Annotated in this window: 18 protein-coding genes; 5 read left to right on the plus strand and 13 right to left on the minus strand. The window is 47.5% G+C overall.

All coding sequences use genetic code 11. The features are described 5' to 3' along the window. Window positions 1-26: 26 nt before the first annotated feature. The 3 genes from ACQ5BJ_RS15155 to ACQ5BJ_RS15165 are packed head-to-tail and all read right to left on the minus strand — an operon-like array spanning window position 27 to window position 2,303. Entirely contained in the window at window positions 27-1,055 is a 1,029-nt protein-coding gene (locus tag ACQ5BJ_RS15155) for a hypothetical protein (protein WP_005543351.1), read from the minus strand. Then, entirely contained in the window at window positions 1,045-1,920 is an 876-nt protein-coding gene (locus tag ACQ5BJ_RS15160; RefSeq protein WP_430111274.1) for an ATP-binding cassette domain-containing protein, read from the minus strand. The genes ACQ5BJ_RS15155 and ACQ5BJ_RS15160 overlap by 11 nt, the downstream gene beginning before the upstream one ends. Next, a complete protein-coding gene (locus ACQ5BJ_RS15165; protein WP_005543353.1) occupies window positions 1,917-2,303 on the minus strand; it encodes a GntR family transcriptional regulator in 387 nt (128 codons plus the stop codon). The genes ACQ5BJ_RS15160 and ACQ5BJ_RS15165 overlap by 4 nt, the downstream gene beginning before the upstream one ends. A 184-nt stretch (window positions 2,304-2,487) precedes the next feature. Here ACQ5BJ_RS15165 and ACQ5BJ_RS15170 point away from each other — a divergent pair, with 184 nt between their 5' ends. Then, window positions 2,488-3,402, plus strand: coding sequence for an alpha/beta hydrolase family protein (locus ACQ5BJ_RS15170; RefSeq protein ID WP_430111277.1), 915 nt, complete (start codon window positions 2,488-2,490; stop codon window positions 3,400-3,402). 90 nt (window positions 3,403-3,492) lie between these two features. Further along, on the plus strand, window positions 3,493-4,866 hold the full coding sequence (locus tag ACQ5BJ_RS15175; protein WP_430111280.1) for a Na+/H+ antiporter NhaC family protein: 1,374 nt from the start codon (window positions 3,493-3,495) through the stop codon (window positions 4,864-4,866). Window positions 4,867-5,085: 219 nt separating this feature from the next. Here ACQ5BJ_RS15175 and ACQ5BJ_RS15180 read toward each other — a convergent pair whose 3' ends face one another. Beyond that, window positions 5,086-7,344, minus strand: coding sequence for a metallophosphoesterase (locus ACQ5BJ_RS15180; protein WP_430111283.1), 2,259 nt, complete (start codon window positions 7,342-7,344; stop codon window positions 5,086-5,088). A 262-nt stretch (window positions 7,345-7,606) separates the two neighbouring features. Here ACQ5BJ_RS15180 and ACQ5BJ_RS15185 point away from each other — a divergent pair, with 262 nt between their 5' ends. Continuing rightward, window positions 7,607-8,029 (plus strand): hypothetical protein, encoded by a 423-nt coding sequence (locus ACQ5BJ_RS15185; protein ID WP_005543358.1) that lies wholly within the window; start codon window positions 7,607-7,609, stop codon window positions 8,027-8,029. 144 nt (window positions 8,030-8,173) lie between these two features. Here ACQ5BJ_RS15185 and nadE read toward each other — a convergent pair whose 3' ends face one another. The 5 genes from nadE to ACQ5BJ_RS15210 form a co-directional block, all read right to left on the minus strand. Further along, a complete protein-coding gene (gene nadE, locus ACQ5BJ_RS15190) occupies window positions 8,174-8,983 on the minus strand; it encodes an ammonia-dependent NAD(+) synthetase (RefSeq protein ID WP_197266271.1) in 810 nt (269 codons plus the stop codon). Window positions 8,984-9,070: 87 nt separating this feature from the next. After that, on the minus strand, window positions 9,071-9,505 hold the full coding sequence (locus ACQ5BJ_RS15195) for a BrxA/BrxB family bacilliredoxin (protein ID WP_005543360.1): 435 nt from the start codon (window positions 9,503-9,505) through the stop codon (window positions 9,071-9,073). Window positions 9,506-9,702: 197 nt separating this feature from the next. After that, a complete protein-coding gene (locus tag ACQ5BJ_RS15200) occupies window positions 9,703-9,813 on the minus strand; it encodes a hypothetical protein (protein ID WP_005543361.1) in 111 nt (36 codons plus the stop codon). 55 nt (window positions 9,814-9,868) lie between these two features. After that, window positions 9,869-10,639: a hypothetical protein gene (locus tag ACQ5BJ_RS15205; RefSeq protein WP_278000066.1), complete on the minus strand. Its 771-nt coding sequence runs from the start codon at window positions 10,637-10,639 to the stop codon at window positions 9,869-9,871. 43 nt (window positions 10,640-10,682) lie between these two features. Further along, window positions 10,683-12,473 carry a nitrogen regulation protein NR(II) gene (locus ACQ5BJ_RS15210; RefSeq protein WP_367667711.1) on the minus strand — a complete coding sequence of 597 codons (1,791 nt, stop codon included), beginning with the start codon at window positions 12,471-12,473 and terminating at the stop codon, window positions 10,683-10,685. 175 nt (window positions 12,474-12,648) lie between these two features. Here ACQ5BJ_RS15210 and ACQ5BJ_RS15215 point away from each other — a divergent pair, with 175 nt between their 5' ends. Then, on the plus strand, window positions 12,649-13,923 hold the full coding sequence (locus ACQ5BJ_RS15215; protein WP_430111289.1) for an NAD(P)/FAD-dependent oxidoreductase: 1,275 nt from the start codon (window positions 12,649-12,651) through the stop codon (window positions 13,921-13,923). A 44-nt stretch (window positions 13,924-13,967) separates the two neighbouring features. Here the strand turns inward: ACQ5BJ_RS15215 and ACQ5BJ_RS15220 are convergent, their stop codons facing one another. The 3 genes from ACQ5BJ_RS15220 to ACQ5BJ_RS15230 form a co-directional block, all read right to left on the minus strand. Then, entirely contained in the window at window positions 13,968-14,387 is a 420-nt protein-coding gene (locus tag ACQ5BJ_RS15220) for a hypothetical protein (RefSeq protein WP_005543367.1), read from the minus strand. 111 nt (window positions 14,388-14,498) lie between these two features. Beyond that, window positions 14,499-15,839 carry an ABC transporter permease gene (locus ACQ5BJ_RS15225; protein WP_268598861.1) on the minus strand — a complete coding sequence of 447 codons (1,341 nt, stop codon included), beginning with the start codon at window positions 15,837-15,839 and terminating at the stop codon, window positions 14,499-14,501. Beyond that, window positions 15,839-16,537, minus strand: coding sequence for an ABC transporter ATP-binding protein (locus ACQ5BJ_RS15230; RefSeq protein ID WP_430111293.1), 699 nt, complete (start codon window positions 16,535-16,537; stop codon window positions 15,839-15,841). Before ACQ5BJ_RS15230 ends, ACQ5BJ_RS15225 begins: the two co-directional genes overlap by 1 nt. Window positions 16,538-16,850: 313 nt before the next feature. On the opposite strand from ACQ5BJ_RS15230, the gene ACQ5BJ_RS15235 reads away from it, so the two are divergent. Continuing rightward, window positions 16,851-17,324, plus strand: a complete 474-nt coding sequence (locus tag ACQ5BJ_RS15235) for a MarR family winged helix-turn-helix transcriptional regulator (protein ID WP_005543371.1) — start codon at window positions 16,851-16,853, stop codon at window positions 17,322-17,324. 71 nt (window positions 17,325-17,395) lie between these two features. Here ACQ5BJ_RS15235 and ACQ5BJ_RS15240 read toward each other — a convergent pair whose 3' ends face one another. Next, entirely contained in the window at window positions 17,396-18,745 is a 1,350-nt protein-coding gene (locus ACQ5BJ_RS15240; protein ID WP_289356949.1) for an ABC transporter substrate-binding protein, read from the minus strand. Between the last annotated feature and the right edge of the window lie 2 nt (window positions 18,746-18,747).

Below are 18,747 nucleotides of genomic sequence, written 5' to 3' on the forward strand. Positions count from 1 at the left end.
GAACTTACCATCTCATTCCCTCCAACCTAGAGTCTAACTCGCATATGAGTAAGGGTACGAATGATCAGGTAACCAATAGCACCACCAAGTGCTGCTCCAACTATATAACCGGTTCTCCCTGGCGACAGCGCATCATATCCGATACTACCGCCAAGCAGTAAAGCACACAGGACAAAGCATAAAATGAATGCTTTCTCAATAAACGGGAAAATAATGAGTTTTCCGTTATTTTCAAGTCGATTACGCGAATAAAACAACGTCCCTATGATAAAAAGGACGATACTGATAGCCGCCACTACTGTGTAAGGGTAGTTACCATTTTCAAATAAAATCTTACCATTTTCATGTAAAACCCAGTTTGATATATTGAAATTCTCCCACACCGTACCTCGAGTCTTTAAAGTGGTATACGACGGAGTAATCATGAAAATAAAAAGGAGTTGCTGCAGCATCATTTTGAAGAATTCAAATAGGAACAAGCTAATAATTGAAAGTGAAGCCTGCATCGTCCATGAACCTGTAAACGAACCAATAAACATTGAAAACGTAAACGTAGACACTGCAACAAAAACCATATGAAATCCGCGTATAATGAAACTTCCAACGTTCACATACTCCCCTATTTCCGACAGCTTGATTATGGCAATATCGAGTGCAAGGATAATCGCGACAACAAATACAATATATGTGCAGCCAACCATCCATTTCGTTATATACTGCAACCATCTTGGATAAGGAAGCGCAAAAACCTGTTCACTGGCATAATTGCGTCGTTCATAGCCTAATTGCCAAATTGACAATAAAAATCCTCCAAATACTAAGAACAACAACATGGTACCACCATAATCTCTCAATAGGTCCCAAGCAACGTCATCAGGATACCTTTTTATAAATCTTACAAATGCATCCTTTTCCTTAGGTGTAGAGAACCACAGCATCCGCATGTGTGGATATACAATTGACATAAAGCTTGCCAGCAGCATGAGCCACAGCAATACCCGCGTATGGCGATACTCCTTCCACCAGAGCGCCTTTACGAACAGCCTATGCTTCATCGTCGTTACCTCCCGCCTTTCCGATAAACCAATCCTCTAATGTCAATGGGAGTTCATCGACGAGAAGCGGATTCAATTCCTGCAATGCGGCCATCGCCTCATCGGTTTCCAAGATGACCGTATTTACCCGACCAACCTGCTGTAAGACGAACACATCCGGTCGATGCAGCCACATTGGAGGCTTATCTCCATTGAATACGACCTGCAGCTTTTTCATCCGCTCACGCAGTCGCTCCAGCTCCCATACATCATCCGTTCTTCCCTCCTGCAGCAGCACTACAGTATCCGCCATCCGGTCGAGCTCACCAAGCATGTGTGAGGAAATCACAATGGAGTTATGTTCATCAAGCGAGTTCACAATTAAGCTTAGCAGCTGCTTTTTAGCCACAGCATCCACACCATTGGTCGGCTCATCAAATAAGATTAATTTCGCCTTGGTCGCCAGTCCAAGCGCCGTACTGAACAGCATTTTCATCCCTTTGGACAAGGTGCGAACCCGCTTATTCATCGGCAGCTTGAATCGTTCCATTGCCGACGTGAAAAAGAACAGATCGAAGTTCGGATAGATCATTCCATACCACGCAGCACATTCACGTATCGTATACATTTCGAGCGCAGTGGGGGCATCGGGTACGAATACCACCTCCTGCTTGCATGCTGCGTGTTTATGAATATCCATGCCATGAAACAAGACACTGCCATGATCCGGATCGTAAATCCCGACCAAGGTACGCAGCAGCGTAGTTTTTCCAGCACCATTGCGTCCTACTAATCCAGTGATCTTTCCAGGTTCTATCGTAAAGCTTGCCCCGCGAAGGATCGGTTTCCCATCAATCGCTTTATGGACATCTGTCACTTGCATCATGATTCATCCCTCCACCATTCCACAGAAGCTTGCTCCACCATCTCTATAAATTCTTTCCGAGCAAGCCCCAAATGCTTTGCTTCAACGGCAATGCGGTTCAACTCATCCTTCAGCTTCGCCATTCGTTCATGAGCCATGCGAGGAGCAGGTGTATCCGCAATGAAAGTGCCCTTGCCCCGAACCGTTATGATGACTCCTTGGCGCTCCAATTCTTGATAGGACTTGCTTACTGTATTTGGATTCACTAACAGCATTGTTGACAACTCCCTTACGGACGGCACCTTGTCTCCACTTTGCAGCGCTCCCTGTGCAACCAGAGCTTTCATCTGTTCGACGATCTGCTCATAAATAGGGGTAGCGCTGTGTTCTTGTAATCGAAACATGGCGGCCTCCTTTCATATATTCAATCGATCCTGATTAAATTTTAGAGTGTACTACTTAAACTAGTACACATAGTACACTCTTCAGCCTAAAAATGTCAAGACATATATTGGAATGACATGCTCCATTCTTCTAATTTTGTGTTACAATATGGCTGGATATAGTCAGACCAAGGGGGTCGGATTAATGAGACATTCATTTACGCTCACATGGGAAGGGCAAGATCGCATATTGCGCGGCGATGCCTTCGTTCCTGGCAGCACCTTCGTTCCGAAGGAGAAGTCAAAAGCAGGTGTACTTCTTGTAGCCCATGGCTACAAGGGATTCAAGGATTGGGGCATGTTCCCTTACGTCGGCAAGCAATTGGCTGAACGCAGCGGACTTCTGACCCTAACCATTAATTTTACATATAACGGTGTGGGCCCCTCACTCGATCGATTCGATGAGCCTGAGCGGTTTGCTGTGAACACCTATCAGCGAGAGCAAGAAGATATAGACGTTCTTTTCAACTGGATTCGTTCAGAAAAATTTGGCCAGTGGATAATATCTGAGGGGATTGAATATGATGTATTGCCAAATACACCTATTTACCTGCTCGGCCACAGTCGTGGCGGCGCCACCTGCCTGCTCTATGCACTTGATCATCCCCATGCAGTTAGCGGCGTGATTTCGTGGAACGGAGTTACGAATATGGATCTGTTCACGGAACAGCAGAAGCAGGAAATGAGGCAATCTGGACGTTCTGCCGTAATTAATGCCCGCACTAAAGAGGCTTTGCCATTAGATCGAGCTATGCTGGAGGATTTGGAGTCCAACGTGGAAAGATACGCACTGATAGAACGTATCAAGGATGCTGATTTTCCGCTTATTCTTGTCCAAGGTTCCGATGATCTGCCTGGATTCCGTGAAGGATCGGCGAAGCTTGTTCAGAACTATACCGGGGCAAAATGGATAACCATAGACGGCGCCGGGCATACCTTCAACACCGTCCATCCCTTCCAAGGCACGACCCCAGCGCTTGAAGCTGCAATCGAAGCCACTGTGGAATGGCTTCACCACTGTGTATCCGGCCAGCCGGCAAGGAACGACAGTACAACTTGAACGTAATCTGCTAAAAATCATTGTGATGTATGATTTGGTTGCATCATTGATGCAGCATTAGAGTGATAAGACAGGAGTTGCCTAATAGCCATGTTATCCAAACAACAGCTGATTACGGTCATTATGACTACTATTGCAGGACTGACTGCAGCTTACTTGCTTCATATTCCACTCCTTATTGGATTTGCACTCGGCTTCATCGTTCTTACATACTTATCTCGCCGGCAAGGCAACGCATGGACATCCCTGCTTCGTTATATGAGAGATGGCGCCAAGCACACACTGGGAGTAGCCTGGATTCTTATTATGGTTGGTCTCATGATCCCGGCATGGACCATAAGCGGAACAATTCCTTATCTCATTGAACAAGGATTGTCTTGGATTGAGCCTGCTTACATGATAACACTTACGTTCTGGTTCTCCACGATCTTCTCCATGCTGCTCGGGACATCAACTGGAACACTTAGTGCCGTGGGCATTCCTATGATGGGTGTGGCTGCTATTGCTGGCGTTCCCTTACCGCTTATGGCAGGGGCACTCATTTCAGGTGCATTTGTCGGAGACCGGACTTCGCCATTCTCCAGCACGCACCGTCTTGTTGCGGATTCAACAGGAACAAGTGTCGGTCGGCAATATTCAGCTCTCGTGCCTACTACGCTGCTTGCGTTGGCTTCAGCTACCGTATTCTTCATGTGGTTCGATACCCAGGGCAAGTGGACTGTACCCGAACAAGCTCTGCGCATGGAATCATTCCACGGCCACTTCACCTTTAGTCCGTGGTTGTTCGCACCTGCTGCTGTCTTAATTATTGCGATCGTATTCCGACTGCAAGCCCGCATCGCCTTTACCATGTCCATTATTGTCGCGCTCGTGATCGGTACATGGCTGCAAGGCGCGACGCCTGCAGAGTGGCTGAATGGATTCTTGTTCGGATATGAAAATGCCAAGCTCCCTTCTCTTCATACGAAGGGCGTGCTGCAAATGATAGAGCTTGTCCTATTTATTATGATCGCTGGCGCATTCAATGGCGTTTTAGAAGCTACTCGTTCATTAGAGCCATATATCGCCGCCTTTATCGGCCGGAACAGCTCCCTGCCAGGAGCAACCGTCCGGGTCGGCTTATTTGGATTGTCATTAACCCTTGTATCGTGCACGCAGACACTGCCGATTATGATGGCAGGACGGAGCGTGATGCCGCTGTGGTCGGAGCGTTTTCCCAAAGAACAACTGGCAAGAGTGATCGCGGACAGCGCGCTCGTCTTTGCCGCAATTATTCCTTGGAACTTGCTTGCAGTACTGTGCGGTACAATATTGGGCATTCCTGTCCATGCTTATGCACCGTTTGCAGTCTTCCTTTGGGTTACTCCAATTTGGACTCTGCTCGTGTCATGGATGATTCGGCACAAACGTCCACGCAAGCTGACGTCCGCACCTGCTTCAACGGTGCAAGGATTACAACCGTGACTCTATTGTAAGATCATGGCGAAGAGAATTGTCTAAAAAGCGACAACAATACAAATAAACCGGTTCTACTATGCCAGTAGGAACCGGTTTATTTATTTCTGCTTTTATCAGTTCAATACAGTGTGATATCGAATATGTGACTAAGCTTGCCTGCAGCCGATGTTCACGCTCTCTTGTCTTTCAAGCCGCAATTCCGAAGCTTCCCAATGTTCGCCAAGCTTATTGCTTGCCATGAGTAACCTGAACGGGATCCGAATTATTTCTTGCTCCGACCGCCTTAATAACAAAGCGGTAGCTTTGTTTAGAATCCACCTTCTTAAGCACATAACTATAATCGGCTTGACTTGGAAGGGCAGGGACATACAGACTCCAATTTTTCCCCACCTTATCATCCTGCTCATAAATTCGAAAACCTCTTACATCCGACGTAACAGCAGGAAGACTCCACGACAGAATTGCATTTCCGCTTTCGAACTTTAGGCTCGCTTTCTCTACTTTGGCAGGCTTGACGTCCGTTCTCTTGATGCTGTACTCATCGTACTTCTTAATTCCCTCGTTCTTTGCCGCCGTATAGGACGTGAATTTCAGAACATCATTCGATATCGAAACATCAGTGAACATCTTTTTGAACGGTTGTGCGTCAATGACTGCAAAATAATCGTCATACCCCGGATGTTTTTCGTAAAATTTTCCCCCTACTGAGTTTGTCATGAGGTATACGGTGCCTTTTGGATCGACAACATTTCCCTCTTTGTCCTTCACCACGTTTTTGATCGGCTTATCATTGAGCATTTGGTAGGATCGCATATACATATGGTCATGGGCTTCGAACACAATATCAATTCCCATCTCATCCAAAACGGGGATCAAGTATTTTTTGTAGAATCGGATACGGCCGTCTTCCCACTGTCCCGCATTGTCACCTGCCGAGTAAGGACCTTTGTGGAGCGAAACGAATTTCCATTTCTTATCGGTTCTCGCAACCTGATTTCTCATCCAATCCAATTGGGCGTTGAATTCGGGATCTACCCATTCCAATTCTCCTTTTTTATTCAATCCTCCCTCAAATTGAGAGTTAAATTGCATGAAGAGCGCGTCCCCGTATTCGAACGCGTATACAGAACCGTCATGAGTACCTTTTACAACATCCTTCGGCAAATGAAAATGGTTGTAGAAGTTGTTATTGTCCGTAGTTTCGTCTCCATCGTAGTCTTTCACCTCATGGCCGCCAAGCACAGGCACGAACGGCACTCGAGCAAATTCCTGTTGAGGGAGACCCAGAAACCACTGCCACTGCGATTCCAAATCACCATTGTCGACTAAATCCCCAGTTAATAGAAAGAACTTCGGATCCCCAATATGCTCGATCGCTCTGCGGAATGTATCCTGCCAGAGCTCGAATGTCGATTTGCTGGAGGCTTGCGAATCCGATCCTACGATAAAATGAAATTCCCGATTATCCGCTTGATCCGTCGTAAATGATCCGAGAGCCCCCCATCCATCCGCATCTCCGTTGCCTGCCCGATAATGATATAACGTTCCCGGCTTTAGATTATTGGCAATGACCTTATGGCTTGCGAATTTCGTTTTTTTATTGGAGGATCGATCGCCTTTTACCATGAATGTCTCGATAATGTCGGAACTTCCGGTATAAGTAATCGCCTTTGCTTCCGGAAATGCGCCGTTCACCATTTCGGAGGCTTCGACCACCTGCAGCTTTGTGCCGGTTATCTCCTTCGGCGTATACCAAGCAAACGCCAAGCTTGTCTTGGTATCTCCGTTAAAAGTCATGCTTAATAACTGCGGCGCCTTGAAAGAGCTGTTCGTTTTGGGTACCCCATAAACAACGATATCCTTGATCCGGCTTGAACCGGTGTCGCCGATCGAGCCGCTGCCTGCTACTCTGGAGTCGGAGTTTACAACCCAACGAATATATAATTGCTCCTGATCGGCTGCTCCGCTTGGCAGCGCAATACCGTTTAACGATCCGGCAGAACTGTATTCCGTGCTAAGTACAAGCGCTCCTTTTTCAACGTCTGTCCATTTGGCCAAATCCGTGCTGATTTGAAGCTTGAAGTCCTTAGGCCCAGTACTGGAGGACTTCTGTTGCGAAGATACCGTAATTTGCTCCAATCCTTTCGTCGACAAGGAGGCTAACCAAGCCTTCTTGCCTTTGCCCTTGTCCCATCCTTGATAACGGATGCTCTTTTCGCTCTCATCAAATGTAAATCCTTTTCTGGAGCTCCCGCCAACCTCTTGGAGCGTAGCGGAGCCTTTGAATAAACCGGACGATGCATAGAAGGTGCCCGGATCGTTCTTTATGTTCGCAAATTCCCATTTGGCCGCAATCTCTGCACTTGCGGACGCATTCAATTCTTCCTGTGCGTAAGCAGAGCCCATGCTGGAAACTACCAGCATAACCGCTACCCATACCGAAAACACGCGATAACCATTCGTTAGCAAAAAACGCTTCCCCATTCCATCGCCTCTTTCCATTCAATAAATGAAATGCCTCGATATTGAATAAACAACAGGAAAATGCCAAAGCCAGTCACTTATATTATACATATTATGGAATAAATGGGCTATTGATTTATTCACTGTGCTGCCACACCGACACATCCTGTTCACTTGTTTTTTCGGTTCAATCTGATAGAATACGGGTAATTCTCAGATAACGCTCTTCATCGCAACAGCGCACAAACGCTGTATGCAGACACAGTCAGCAAGGAGGATACCTATGACTACTCTATATTCGGACACACGCGCGAACGCTAATGTCAAACAATCTATTTCCACACTTCAGAATCTTCTGGTGTCACTCACTCATCAAGAAGTCATTTCATGTCATCTCCCATTCATCGAGCATACGCTTTATCCTGAAAATTCGATTTTTATATATACAGAACAGCAGCTTCTTCATCCAGAATCCCCATTTCGTCTGAAGCGCAAGCTTCAAGAAGATGAGATCGTCATCGCCTATCTGGAATCCCGCGGATTGCTCGTAGCCGCAGGCTCAGAATCTGCATTGTCTAAAGCTTGCCTGAAGCTAGGCAGCTTGCTTGCGGAACAATGCGCAGCACTGACGCAGGCCGCGCGCCCTCGCTTAAAAGGAGTATTCTGGCGGGGTGTATCCCAAGATGTACATCCTCGCGCGATATAACCGGAAGTGAAAGCGCAATAAAGTTGGCATGCCGTATATCGTAAAGTCCGGAAAGCCCAATAAATACAAGAAGGCAAGCATCCAGAGCGATGCTTGCCTTCTATACGTAGGTAACTGCTTATCAGCGGTTTGCCTGTTATTCCGTTAGATGCCCGGAATCGGAGAGCGCTTGTGCTCTGTCTTCCGGTATTGGCGCTCGATTTTTTCACGTACGTCATCTGGAATTGCTTTGCCTTCGAGATAATCGCTATTATGCTCGTACGTAATGCCAAGCTCTTTCTCATCAGTTTGACCTTCCCACAAACCTGCTGTTGGCGCCTTGTCGATCACACTTGCTGGGACACCGATATGCTTGGCAAGCAAGCGAACCTGACGCTTGTTCAAGGATGACAATGGCGTAATATCCACTGCGCCATCTCCCCACTTCGTATAGAAGCCAGTCAGCGCTTCAGATGCATGATCCGTACCTACTACGAGCAAGTTCATATCAAATGCAAGCGCGTATTGAACCACCATTCGCGTACGAGCCTTCATGTTCCCTTTATTCGGAACACTCAGTGTACGTGCATTCGGCAACTGCTTAAGCGCTGCTTCTACCTCTTGAGCGGCTTCATCTACCGCTTTCGCAATATTCGTTTCTACCGTGTGCTGCAAATTGAATGCTTTCGCAGTAGCGTAACTGTCTGAAATATCCGCCTGCGTGCCATATGGCTGGAACACGCCAAGCGTCATGTATTCCTTGCCCGTCTCCGCAGTCAATTCATCTGTCGCCTGCTTGCACAGTCCAGTAGCTACCGCACTGTCAATCCCGCCGCTAATCGCGATTAGAAGCCCATTCGTCCCTGTATTCAACACATACTGCTTCAAGAAGTCGACCCGCTTGCGCACCTCGGCATCTGGATCGATCTGTGGCTGTACATTGAAACGCTTAATAATCTCTTGCTGCAAACTCATGATTCCGTCCCCTTCCTACAAGCATCAGTGCTTGGCCTACAATTCTATAGAAATCCCCGCATCAGCTAGATGCGGGGCATTGTGAACTTAGCGGCAGAACTTATCGTACGCAGCTGTCAGATCAGCAGCGATCTCTTCAGCAGAACGATTCTCCACATTATGACGCTCAATAAAATGCACCAATTCGCCGTCCTTCATCAACGCAATCGATGGAGAAGAAGGCGGATACGGCGCAAAGTATTCGCGAGCCTTAGCCGTCGCTTCCTTGTCTTGCCCTGCAAATACCGTAAACAAGTGATCCGGTACAGCATCGTGCTCTAGCGACTTGCGCACACCTGGGCGGCACAGTCCAGCGGCACAACCGCATACTGAATTGACAACAACAAGAGCTGTTCCCTTCGCTGTAGCAAGCTTCTCTTCCACTTCCTCTGGTGTACGCAGCTCAATGCAGCCGATGGAAGTTAACTCGTCACGCATAGGTTGAACCATATCACGCATATATTGCTCAAAAGACATGGACATCCTTACTTCACTCCTAACTCTATAAATAATTCCGTTGCCAGTGGATGAGTACCATCGGACACTGTCGCTACTATTGTAACCACTTGTAGGGAAGTAAAGCAAGGGAAAGCCGAAACCGATATCGGTTCCGGCTCGCTGACTTCTGCCAGTTAGGCCCTCATTGCTGAGGAAGCTTGAAGCCCTTGGACATATCCTTTCTACGTAGAAGGACGGTTCGGGCCGTTCAACTTCTTATCGACTCCGCAGGTATCATTTGCAGCGCTGTTTTGCTTGTCTTGCTTGCGCTGTTCCTTTGAATCTTGGCTCATCGCATAGGCCTCCTTTTCACAAAGTCGGTTCTATTATGCGCAAGCTGGAATCGACCTATCCTTGTGAAGCTGGGGGCTCTCTCATTTCTGCCATCTTAGAGGCTTCATCCTGCACATCCTGATGCTGTATTTCTCGTTCCCTATAGCGAGTTACGAAGTATCCTGCCACTAGCATCGCACTGAAAATCCATTGATCCACAGTCAGGAAAAGCCATGGCGTTCCCTCCCCGTATGCATAACTTCCAAGCATTCCTACCACTCCACACACCACTAAGGTGATTTGCGCGTCAATTAACAAGCCTAACTTTCGCTGACGGGCCCATAGCAAGGCAAGGAGTACAATGCAGCCGAGTGTCTCTGCCGGCGGTATTCCCCCCACTTCGAAGCCGCTAATTTGCAGAAGCGGTGTAAATCCGGGAGCATGCCCGCCATTGATCGTATAGATCCAGCCATAAGCTGCAACATAAGTCAACATACTATGCGCAAGCAGATCGATCAGAACAGTATAAGACAACTGATGTTTGCGTATGTATAAGGTCGTCCACACGATGATGCCGAGGATAAGCAGAATATTCCCCTCTGTGGAAGTGCCTGTTATGTACAGCAGCGAACGTGGCTGCTGCCACAAGATTGAAGGCGTATCCCACAAAAATCCGAATTTCTCATTGAGGATGATGACGAGGATAACTGTCATTGTCCAGTCTCCATAGCGTCGAGAGATGCCGCCTTCCGCCCGAGCCCGAAGCGTCATAGCCCCAGCTGCCAGAAGCAAAGCCAGCAGGCTGACGAGCAGTCCCCAATGAATCGTAATATTGCCAAGCTGCATGACGCTCACCTGATCCACCTCCAAGCTTCATATTAACGAAAGTCTATACGGGGTTCAATGCCTCTTCTTTATCCGGCTGCTGTAAATGATTCATCTGCACCTGTTGACTCCTGTTAGCGGTCTGTTCTGCTGCAGGAGTATGAAGGAATGAGCGAGCCTTCTCTGCGAGGCTAAAATTCACCTCAAAAACTGTTCCACCCTCTCCCGTATTCACCTTAATCGTTCCATCATGCTGCTCGACGATGCTCAGGCACAACGGCAGACCGAGACCAGTTCCTTTCGATTTCGTTGTATAGAATGGCTCGAACAGACGTCCGACGATATCGGCTGGAATACCCGGCCCTGTATCCTTGATACGAAGCTGTACGTGGTCTCCGTCTAGCCGCGTTTCGAGCGTAAGCACGCCTCCGGACATCATTTCCTCCATAGCTTCCATCGCATTGCGGGACAAATTGAGGATAAGCTGCTTCATCTCCTTTACATTTACTGGGAAAATCGGCACATCCTCTGAAAGCTTCAATGCTACTTCTTGCCCCCTCATATTGGCATCCGCCCATAGTAGCGGCGATAACTGACGGATAATATCATGAAGATGAACATGCTCTTTCTCTACAATTCGGTTCTGTGCTAATGCAAGAAAGTCATTAATAATGCTGTTCGCTCTATCGATCTCCTCCATAACGATTCGATAGTATTCTCTAAGATGGTCTGGACTTTTCTCTTGCAGCAGCTGCATGAATCCACGAATTACCGCCATTGGATTGCGAATCTCATGAGTGATGCTTGCTGCCATCTGCCCGACCAGACTCAATCGTTCCATTCTGCCCAGCTCTGCACGCAGCTTCGACAGTTCTGTTATATCATGCATCATTCCGACAGCACCGGTAATCGCTCCAGTTGCTTGACTACGAATTGCGCCGGCGCTCACTACGTATTCCCTTTCATCGAACCTAACCACGATACCTTCTACCTTCTCACCGCCGAGCGCACGATACATGCCTTCATATAAGGATGGAAAGTCTCCCACCTGCGTGACTAGACAGCGGAACGGACGACCAAGAATATCCCCCTTCGTCACGTGAGGCGCGGTATTCCGCATGCTGCGCAGCATCATATCATTAACTGCTGTAATATTCGTTTGTGCATCAACCGCAATGACACCGAGCGGTGTTGTATTAATCAGTTGATTCATCTTCTCTGCTTCCTCGCGGTATTTCGCGGAGACGATTTCATACCCTTGTTCAAGGAACAGCTTCTCCCTTGTTTCCTCCATATAATACACGACTAAGTAAGCAGTAAGAATAAAAGCCGCTCCCAGCATAATCATCAACAGAAGCACGCTTCCATCTATCACTCTTTCATGACTCCATAGCAGAACACCATAAACCACTGAATATAGAATGATTCCTGCAAAGGAAAAAGACAAAATAATAGCGACGCGTTGACGGAAGCCGGAATGACGGAAAGAATTAATAAAAGCAAACATTAGAGGGATCATATAAATGAGCGCATCGCTCCATAACTTCTGAGGATGTCCATCTTGATAAAAAAATCCAAGCATGCTCAAATAGAGCCCGATCATGAGCAGTCCAATTCGGTGCCCGCCATACATTACACCAAGCATAAAGGGTAAAAATCGAAAATCAAACGGCTGGGGTGTTTCCGTATAAAAGGAAAATACGATACAAAGCAGCATGGACACGGCAGAAGACAATCCAATGACGAGAGGAGCGCGTGGCACTCGCTCCGGCTTCATGGAGCATACTTGATAAGCAATCGCGGGTATGCAAGCAATAAGGCTTTGCAATAAGATTTCCTTAAGTGCTACGTACATACAGTTCTCCTCTTGATATGATAGAGATGGTAGGATTGGCTTGATTAAAGCATAAAATATTTGTCTTTTCAATGGAGCTGTTGAACGTTTTAGCGAAGTTTTAGTTTTTGCGATACAATAGGCTTCAGTACCCGAATACGCAGAGCGTATTTTAGACCTGTCAAAGGAGTATGAAATGGAAAGAACCGATGTTATCGTCGTGGGCGGCGGCCCCTCTGGTCTTATGGCTTCCATCTCCGCTGCGCGCAGTGGAGCCAAGGTGGTTCTCGTGGATAAGGGAGATCGACTTGGGCGCAAGCTGGCCATATCCGGCGGAGGACGCTGTAATGTGACGAACAATAAACCACTGGACGAGCTGATTCAGCATATCCCTGGAAACGGGAGGTTTTTGCACAGCGCGTTCAATCATTTCAATAATAAGGATATCATTGCGTTTTTTGAAAAGCTCGGGATTGCTTTAAAGGAAGAGGATAACGGCCGCATGTTCCCTGTGTCAGATAAAGCCAAAACGGTCGTTGAGTCGCTGCTAGGCGAAGTACGCCGATTAGGTGTATCGATTCGCGTTAATCAGCCTGTAGCCAATTTGTTATTCGAGGATGGTGCCGTCCAGGGGGTTTTCTTCAAGGATGGAACAACACTATATGCGAACGCAGTTGTATTGGCTACCGGAGGCAAGTCTGTTCCACATACAGGCTCTACAGGAGACGGCTACGCGTGGGCAGAAGCTGCCGGTCATACAATTACAGAGTTGTATCCGACAGAAGTACCGTTGACCTCCAACACGTATTTTATTCGCGAGAAGCTGCTGCAAGGCCTATCCTTGCGCAATATTCGCATTGCGGTATGGAACAGCAAAGGGAAGAAATTGATCGAGCATGAGGGCGACCTCCTCTTTACCCACTTCGGTATATCCGGCCCCGCTGCCCTTCGCTGCAGCCAATTCGTAGTGAAGGAATTGAAGCGCTCCGGACTTCAGACAGTCCAAGTCACTATCGATATAAAACCAGAGCTGTCGTTGGACGAGCTTGTCCGTGATTCGCTTCACATCTGTGCCCAAGAGCCGAAGAAAGCAATCAAGAATGTGCTTAAGCATATACTCCCTGAACGCATGATTCCACTGCTGCTTGAACAAACCGGTATCGATGAGGGAACAACCTATGACCACATTCCGAAGCAGCCATGGCAGGATATGTGTCGATTGATAAAGGCTTTCCCTGTGAAGATAAACGGGACGCTATCTATAGAGGAGGCCTTCGTAACTGGAGGCGGTGTGCATCTTAAGGAAATCGATCCGAAGACAATGCAATCAAAAATAATGCAAGGACTATACTTCTGTGGAGAAATACTAGACGTGCATGGTTATACGGGCGGCTATAACATAACAGCAGCCTTTGCAACCGGATATACAGCCGGTATGCACGCTACCGTTCAAAACATGCATCAGTTCTAATCATGCGAACAGCCTGCTCAAGGGAGCAGGCTGTTCATCTTCTATCAGATATGGATGCCGCCCGGAAAATGATTCGTGGGCTCATCATCAAACATTCCATAAGCTTCCTCATCACGATGCGACAAGTCATCATGACTCGGGTTGCGTCTAACGGAAGCATATCGATCATCATCCGCCCAATCCTCATTGACCATATGAGCGGGGATTGGAATGTAATTCATACCATAGGCTTGATCCATCACAGACATCTCCGTCATATTCGCTTCATCTACAAGCTGACCGCCATGCGCCTCTGCTATTTCGAGCGCAGAGGTCAAATCCTGTTTATCGACATGAATATGCAGTACTGTGCCGCTGGCACTGTCGTAAGCAGGTGTGTAACCCAGCTCCTCCAGCGTATCAAACGCCAGTCTTGCACCTGCTGGATCCGAGAATCGGAACCGAATTGCAGTCGTATCTTGCATCCTCGTTCCTCCTATTCGAATATACTTCCTTTAATATACCCGTCCGCCAGAAGGAACATGCACATAATCTGGCTGCAATTGGCTGAACTCAGAAATGGAGGTAAATGGCGTCTATTCCTTAGAAAATACATTTCCTTCCGCTTCTTTCTCCTCCGCCAGCTTTTTCTTCTCCTTCCAGCCACGCATCATTACAATTACGGAGCCGATATAGGCAGCCATTAGACCACCGCCCGCAATATATAAAGGCAGCATAATCGGTGAGGCGGCAAGACCTGCCGCAAGCCCCCACAGCGCACCCGGCACCGCGCATAATACACGTGCCATATGTGCCGATGCCTGCTGCAGACTCTCCGAGCGAAAACGGAACATCGACGCAACGTCACCTTCTATGAACTCCTTCCAGTACAGACTTAGCCAGTATCCAAGGATGACGCACAATACTGGTCCAATCAGTATGAACAGTCCATGAAGCGATGTGATGAAGGATGCCGTTACTCCAACCAACAGCAGCTGCAAATAAAACTTGCGCTTTGTTCCGCTTCGAAGAAGAGATTTGACGGCAATTGCCCCAATGAGGCGCCCTGAATCGTTGGTGCTCATGATGTAGCCTGATTTCGGAAACAGCAATGGTCGTGTCCGCTTGCGCCGCTGCGGCTTCTCCACACTTCGCGATAGCAGCAAGGCAGTCAGGCGCATTTTGGCCTCCCCTTCCCGCTCGACATCTTGTTCGAATGTATGCTGGACATGGATACGCCAGCGAACTAACGGAACGCTGATGAACAAAAGCACCACACCATAAACGAATACGACACTGATATTAAATTCCAGCGAGTACAAGATGATTCCAAACAATACGATAGCAACTAAGGCTATAATCAAATCGATCAACAATCGCTTCCATCCTGAATAGACGGCATTATTATAGTTGCGTATAAGTCCAGCTAAGAAGGACAAACAGCAGACCGTAAAGCCTATCACGATTAAGTCTATAGGGAGGAAAGCATAACCGCGAATGAGCCAAGGTGCAAGCAGCAATAGGATAGCTGCGGTTATGATTGCACTTCGCAACAGATATTGACATAGCCCAAAGCGAACAAGCGGGTACCACCAATGAGGACGCTGTCGCAGAAATAAAATATCTCCACCCTCAACCCATGTACGAAGTGTCCCGCTTAAGATGGGCAGCACAAGTGGCAGCAGCCAGACTACAATAGACAGCTTCAACCACGCGGCGTCCAGTGGTTCAACCCACCAGCCCCAATAGAATTTCATCCCAAGCAGCAGTATCGGAACAACAATATATAGCCATACTGTCCAATCCAATGCGATTCGCAGCGCTCTCCACTGATACACTGTATTCGCGCAAAATCGACGGAAGGCAAGCGTTCGTGGTGATGTTACCTTCATCGTAGACAATGGGCGAGTTGGAAGAATCCTTTCCTCATTGTCCATTATGTCAACACCTCAAAACAATCGAATAATGTCCCATCCGGCAGGCCGCTCATTTGCCGCACTTCTTCAAATGTTCCCCGTGCCACAACACTGCCTTGATGCAGCAGAATGAAGCTGTCACACACACGTTCTGCGGTGTCGAGTACATGCGTACTCATAAGCACACCCGCTCCACGCTTGCGCTCCTCCTCCAGCATACGTAGAAATTTCCTTGTTGCACGCGGATCCAAGCCAATGAAAGGCTCGTCTACGATGTACAAAGAGGGTTTCAGCATGAAGGCGATTATCAGCATCAACTTCTGCTGCATTCCCTTCGAGAAGCTCGTCGGAAACTGATGCTTCACCTCTGTCATCTGAAATTCTTTCAGCAAATACTCAGCCTGCTTCTCAAACTGTTCACGCGGCAGATCATGTGCAGAAGCAGCAAGCTCTATATGCTCCCATAATGTCATAGAATCATAAAGTACGGGTTGTTCCGGCACGTATGCATACGTGCCATTGCCATCCCCTATCCGTACAATCCCTTCGACATCCCGCATAATGCCTAGCACAGACTTGATAGTGGTGCTTTTCCCCGCTCCATTAGGTCCAATAAGACCAACTAATTGTCCCGCTTCTACTTGAAATGCAATGTTATTTATTTTGGATTCGCCCTTTTCATATCCTGCAGATCGTATCCTTGCATCAAGAACAACCATGGGATCCCCCCCTTATTCTTAGATCTAGCCCTGTTCCCCATCATATCTTACTCCTAGCCATCAGTTTACTCTATCAACGAGAATCTTGCACATATCCATATCTCGATGAAATGCCATAAAAATTCATTCAAAATGGCCCTCAACAACCATTTTGAAGTCTGAGCATACCTGAGCAAGGAAAAACGCCCACCCTAAATTTGAACAATTCAAAATTTTTTTGTTCAGTCTTTCACAAGTGTGACAAATGACATTTAATCTCCCGTCACCTTCGATATACGATGATAGGGTAAACCAAGTAATGAGGGGGATTCGTATGTCTGAACGAATCGATCACGAGACCGAAGCTGCCTTGCACCTATTCCGTGTCTTCTCCAAAGCATTCAAAAGCGTTACGGATCACTCAGCCGCCGGGTGCAAAGTCGAAGGATACAACCCAACTGATTTTGCTGTACTTGAAATGCTTTATCATAAAGGGCCTCAGCCCATTCAACAAATCGGTTCTAAGCTCCTGCTTCAGAGCGGCAACGTTACGTATGTCATTGATAAGCTGGAACGCAACGGCTTGCTTCGCCGCCATCCTTGTTCGACTGATCGACGTGTCATTTTTGCCGAGCTGACAGATAAAGGACGTGAGGAAATGCGAGGGGTATTCCCGAAGCATTCCATACTGCTGAAGCGTGCCATGAGCGGTCTGACACTTGAAGAAAAGAACGATGCTATTCAACTGCTCAAAAAGCTTGGGATACAAGCTGAACGGCTGAGTCTGGTCACAAAGAAGGGGTCATAATCACCCATTGCAATAATGGGCCACAACAACAGGCAAAGGCGGAAGAGATTATACTCTTCCGCCTTTGCCATTTATGACGTAATGTCCATTGTTTTGAACAACGCACGTGAATATTGTAATATGACACGCCTCTCTTGCTGCAGTCCCTGTTCAATCAATTTCTCAATCTGATTAAGAATCACATCCGGCAATGTATTATTCTCAATTCCTCTCTGCTTTACACTGCGGTACCATTCGGCTGCCTGCTTATCGAGAGGGGTTGGTCGGAACTCTTTCATCTTCGAAGCCAGCTCCATATATAATCGGTCTGCCTGCTGCCCACCTAGAAACTGACTATGGCGTTCTTGATCCAGCAATACCTTGCGAGAAGGCAAATAAGCAGCCACTGTCGAATCATCTGTCACTCCGTAAAATACACTCTTCATGAACGACCATGCCAGCTCCTTATTTCTAGCCTGTTCAGGCATAATGAGCGACGAGCCTGTGTAATAGCCATACAGTTTCATTGGCAGTCGTGTCGCTCTCCACAATCCTTTCGTATGCGGAGCCCACTCCTCCAATTGCCGCTCCCCCCAAGATCCTAAGTACACCATGGCCAGTTTCCCTTTCCTAAGCGCTTCGGTTCCCGCTTCTGTCCACACCCCTACATTGGCATCCAGCCCTTGCACATTTACACGCTGTGACAAAAGCAACCCTTGGGCAATCATTGCATTGTTTCGATTAAATTGAAGGCGGCTGTTTAATAGCGGGAACATCGACTCATACCATTGCAGCGGCTCACGATCCCATTGCAGCAGGTAAATTCCATGCTCCTTCAGCCGCTTCGCCATTGCAAGCCATCGATCTGGATCCTCCATGTAAAGAGCTAGCTTTTCTGGCTCTGAAGGGAACCCGTAACGCTCCATAATATCCTTGCGATAAAAGGTGACGAGCGGCGAAGTTGTAATCGGAAGGGCAATGAGATGCTTGTTATCATAGGATAATCCCGTGTCCCATAAGTCTGGAGATATATCAGGCTTCAATTCGCTCGCTTGAAAAGGGGGGGCGTTTAAGTCAACCAAGCCCTGTATCCCATTGAATTCCCCCAGAAATTCATGGCCTACCTCCATCACATCCGGTGCATATCCCTGCTCCAAGGCGTCCAAGTAGGCTTCCGCATGATCCTTATATGAGAACCGCTTCACATTTACGGTTACCCCTGGATGCGCGGCTTCAAATTTCTTGGCATAGTCGGCGTACTGTTCTTCGAAGCACCATACCGTAATCGATAAAGGCGGCTTAGCCTCCGCGATGTGCTCATCATCAGCCTGCACCTGATGCATAATCGAAGGTTGTTCATCACACCCGGAAGCCGTAAATAGAAATAGGATCAAAAATGATAACATCTTAATTTTATGAAATGATAAGCCCTTTCTTTTCACGA

Origin of the sequence: Paenibacillus sp. B1-35, from assembly GCF_050474385.1 — a bacterium.
Taxonomy (GTDB): Bacteria; Bacillota; Bacilli; order Paenibacillales; family Paenibacillaceae; genus Paenibacillus_B; species Paenibacillus_B alvei.

What these genes read in the sequence shown, in the direction of transcription:
- ACQ5BJ_RS15180 (WP_430111283.1), bottom strand. Translation starts at nt 7,344, where the DNA reads ATGGGGAAGCGTTTTTTGCTAACGAATGGTTATCGCGTGTTTTCGGTA.
- ACQ5BJ_RS15155 (WP_005543351.1), bottom strand. Translation starts at nt 1,055, where the DNA reads ATGAAGCATAGGCTGTTCGTAAAGGCGCTCTGGTGGAAGGAGTATCGC.
- ACQ5BJ_RS15230 (WP_430111293.1), bottom strand. Translation starts at nt 16,537, where the DNA reads ATGGTTGTTCTTGATGCAAGGATACGATCTGCAGGATATGAAAAGGGC.
- ACQ5BJ_RS15195 (WP_005543360.1), bottom strand. Translation starts at nt 9,505, where the DNA reads ATGTCCATGTCTTTTGAGCAATATATGCGTGATATGGTTCAACCTATG.
- ACQ5BJ_RS15160 (WP_430111274.1), bottom strand. Translation starts at nt 1,920, where the DNA reads ATGATGCAAGTGACAGATGTCCATAAAGCGATTGATGGGAAACCGATC.
- ACQ5BJ_RS15185 (WP_005543358.1), top strand. Translation starts at nt 7,607, where the DNA reads ATGACTACTCTATATTCGGACACACGCGCGAACGCTAATGTCAAACAA.
- ACQ5BJ_RS15235 (WP_005543371.1), top strand. Translation starts at nt 16,851, where the DNA reads ATGTCTGAACGAATCGATCACGAGACCGAAGCTGCCTTGCACCTATTC.
- ACQ5BJ_RS15210 (WP_367667711.1), bottom strand. Translation starts at nt 12,473, where the DNA reads ATGTACGTAGCACTTAAGGAAATCTTATTGCAAAGCCTTATTGCTTGC.
- ACQ5BJ_RS15165 (WP_005543353.1), bottom strand. Translation starts at nt 2,303, where the DNA reads ATGTTTCGATTACAAGAACACAGCGCTACCCCTATTTATGAGCAGATC.
- ACQ5BJ_RS15225 (WP_268598861.1), bottom strand. Translation starts at nt 15,839, where the DNA reads ATGGACAATGAGGAAAGGATTCTTCCAACTCGCCCATTGTCTACGATG.
- ACQ5BJ_RS15200 (WP_005543361.1), bottom strand. Translation starts at nt 9,813, where the DNA reads ATGAGCCAAGATTCAAAGGAACAGCGCAAGCAAGACAAGCAAAACAGC.
- ACQ5BJ_RS15175 (WP_430111280.1), top strand. Translation starts at nt 3,493, where the DNA reads ATGTTATCCAAACAACAGCTGATTACGGTCATTATGACTACTATTGCA.
- nadE (WP_197266271.1), bottom strand. Translation starts at nt 8,983, where the DNA reads ATGAGTTTGCAGCAAGAGATTATTAAGCGTTTCAATGTACAGCCACAG.
- ACQ5BJ_RS15205 (WP_278000066.1), bottom strand. Translation starts at nt 10,639, where the DNA reads ATGCAGCTTGGCAATATTACGATTCATTGGGGACTGCTCGTCAGCCTG.
- ACQ5BJ_RS15170 (WP_430111277.1), top strand. Translation starts at nt 2,488, where the DNA reads ATGAGACATTCATTTACGCTCACATGGGAAGGGCAAGATCGCATATTG.
- ACQ5BJ_RS15215 (WP_430111289.1), top strand. Translation starts at nt 12,649, where the DNA reads ATGGAAAGAACCGATGTTATCGTCGTGGGCGGCGGCCCCTCTGGTCTT.
- ACQ5BJ_RS15220 (WP_005543367.1), bottom strand. Translation starts at nt 14,387, where the DNA reads ATGCAAGATACGACTGCAATTCGGTTCCGATTCTCGGATCCAGCAGGT.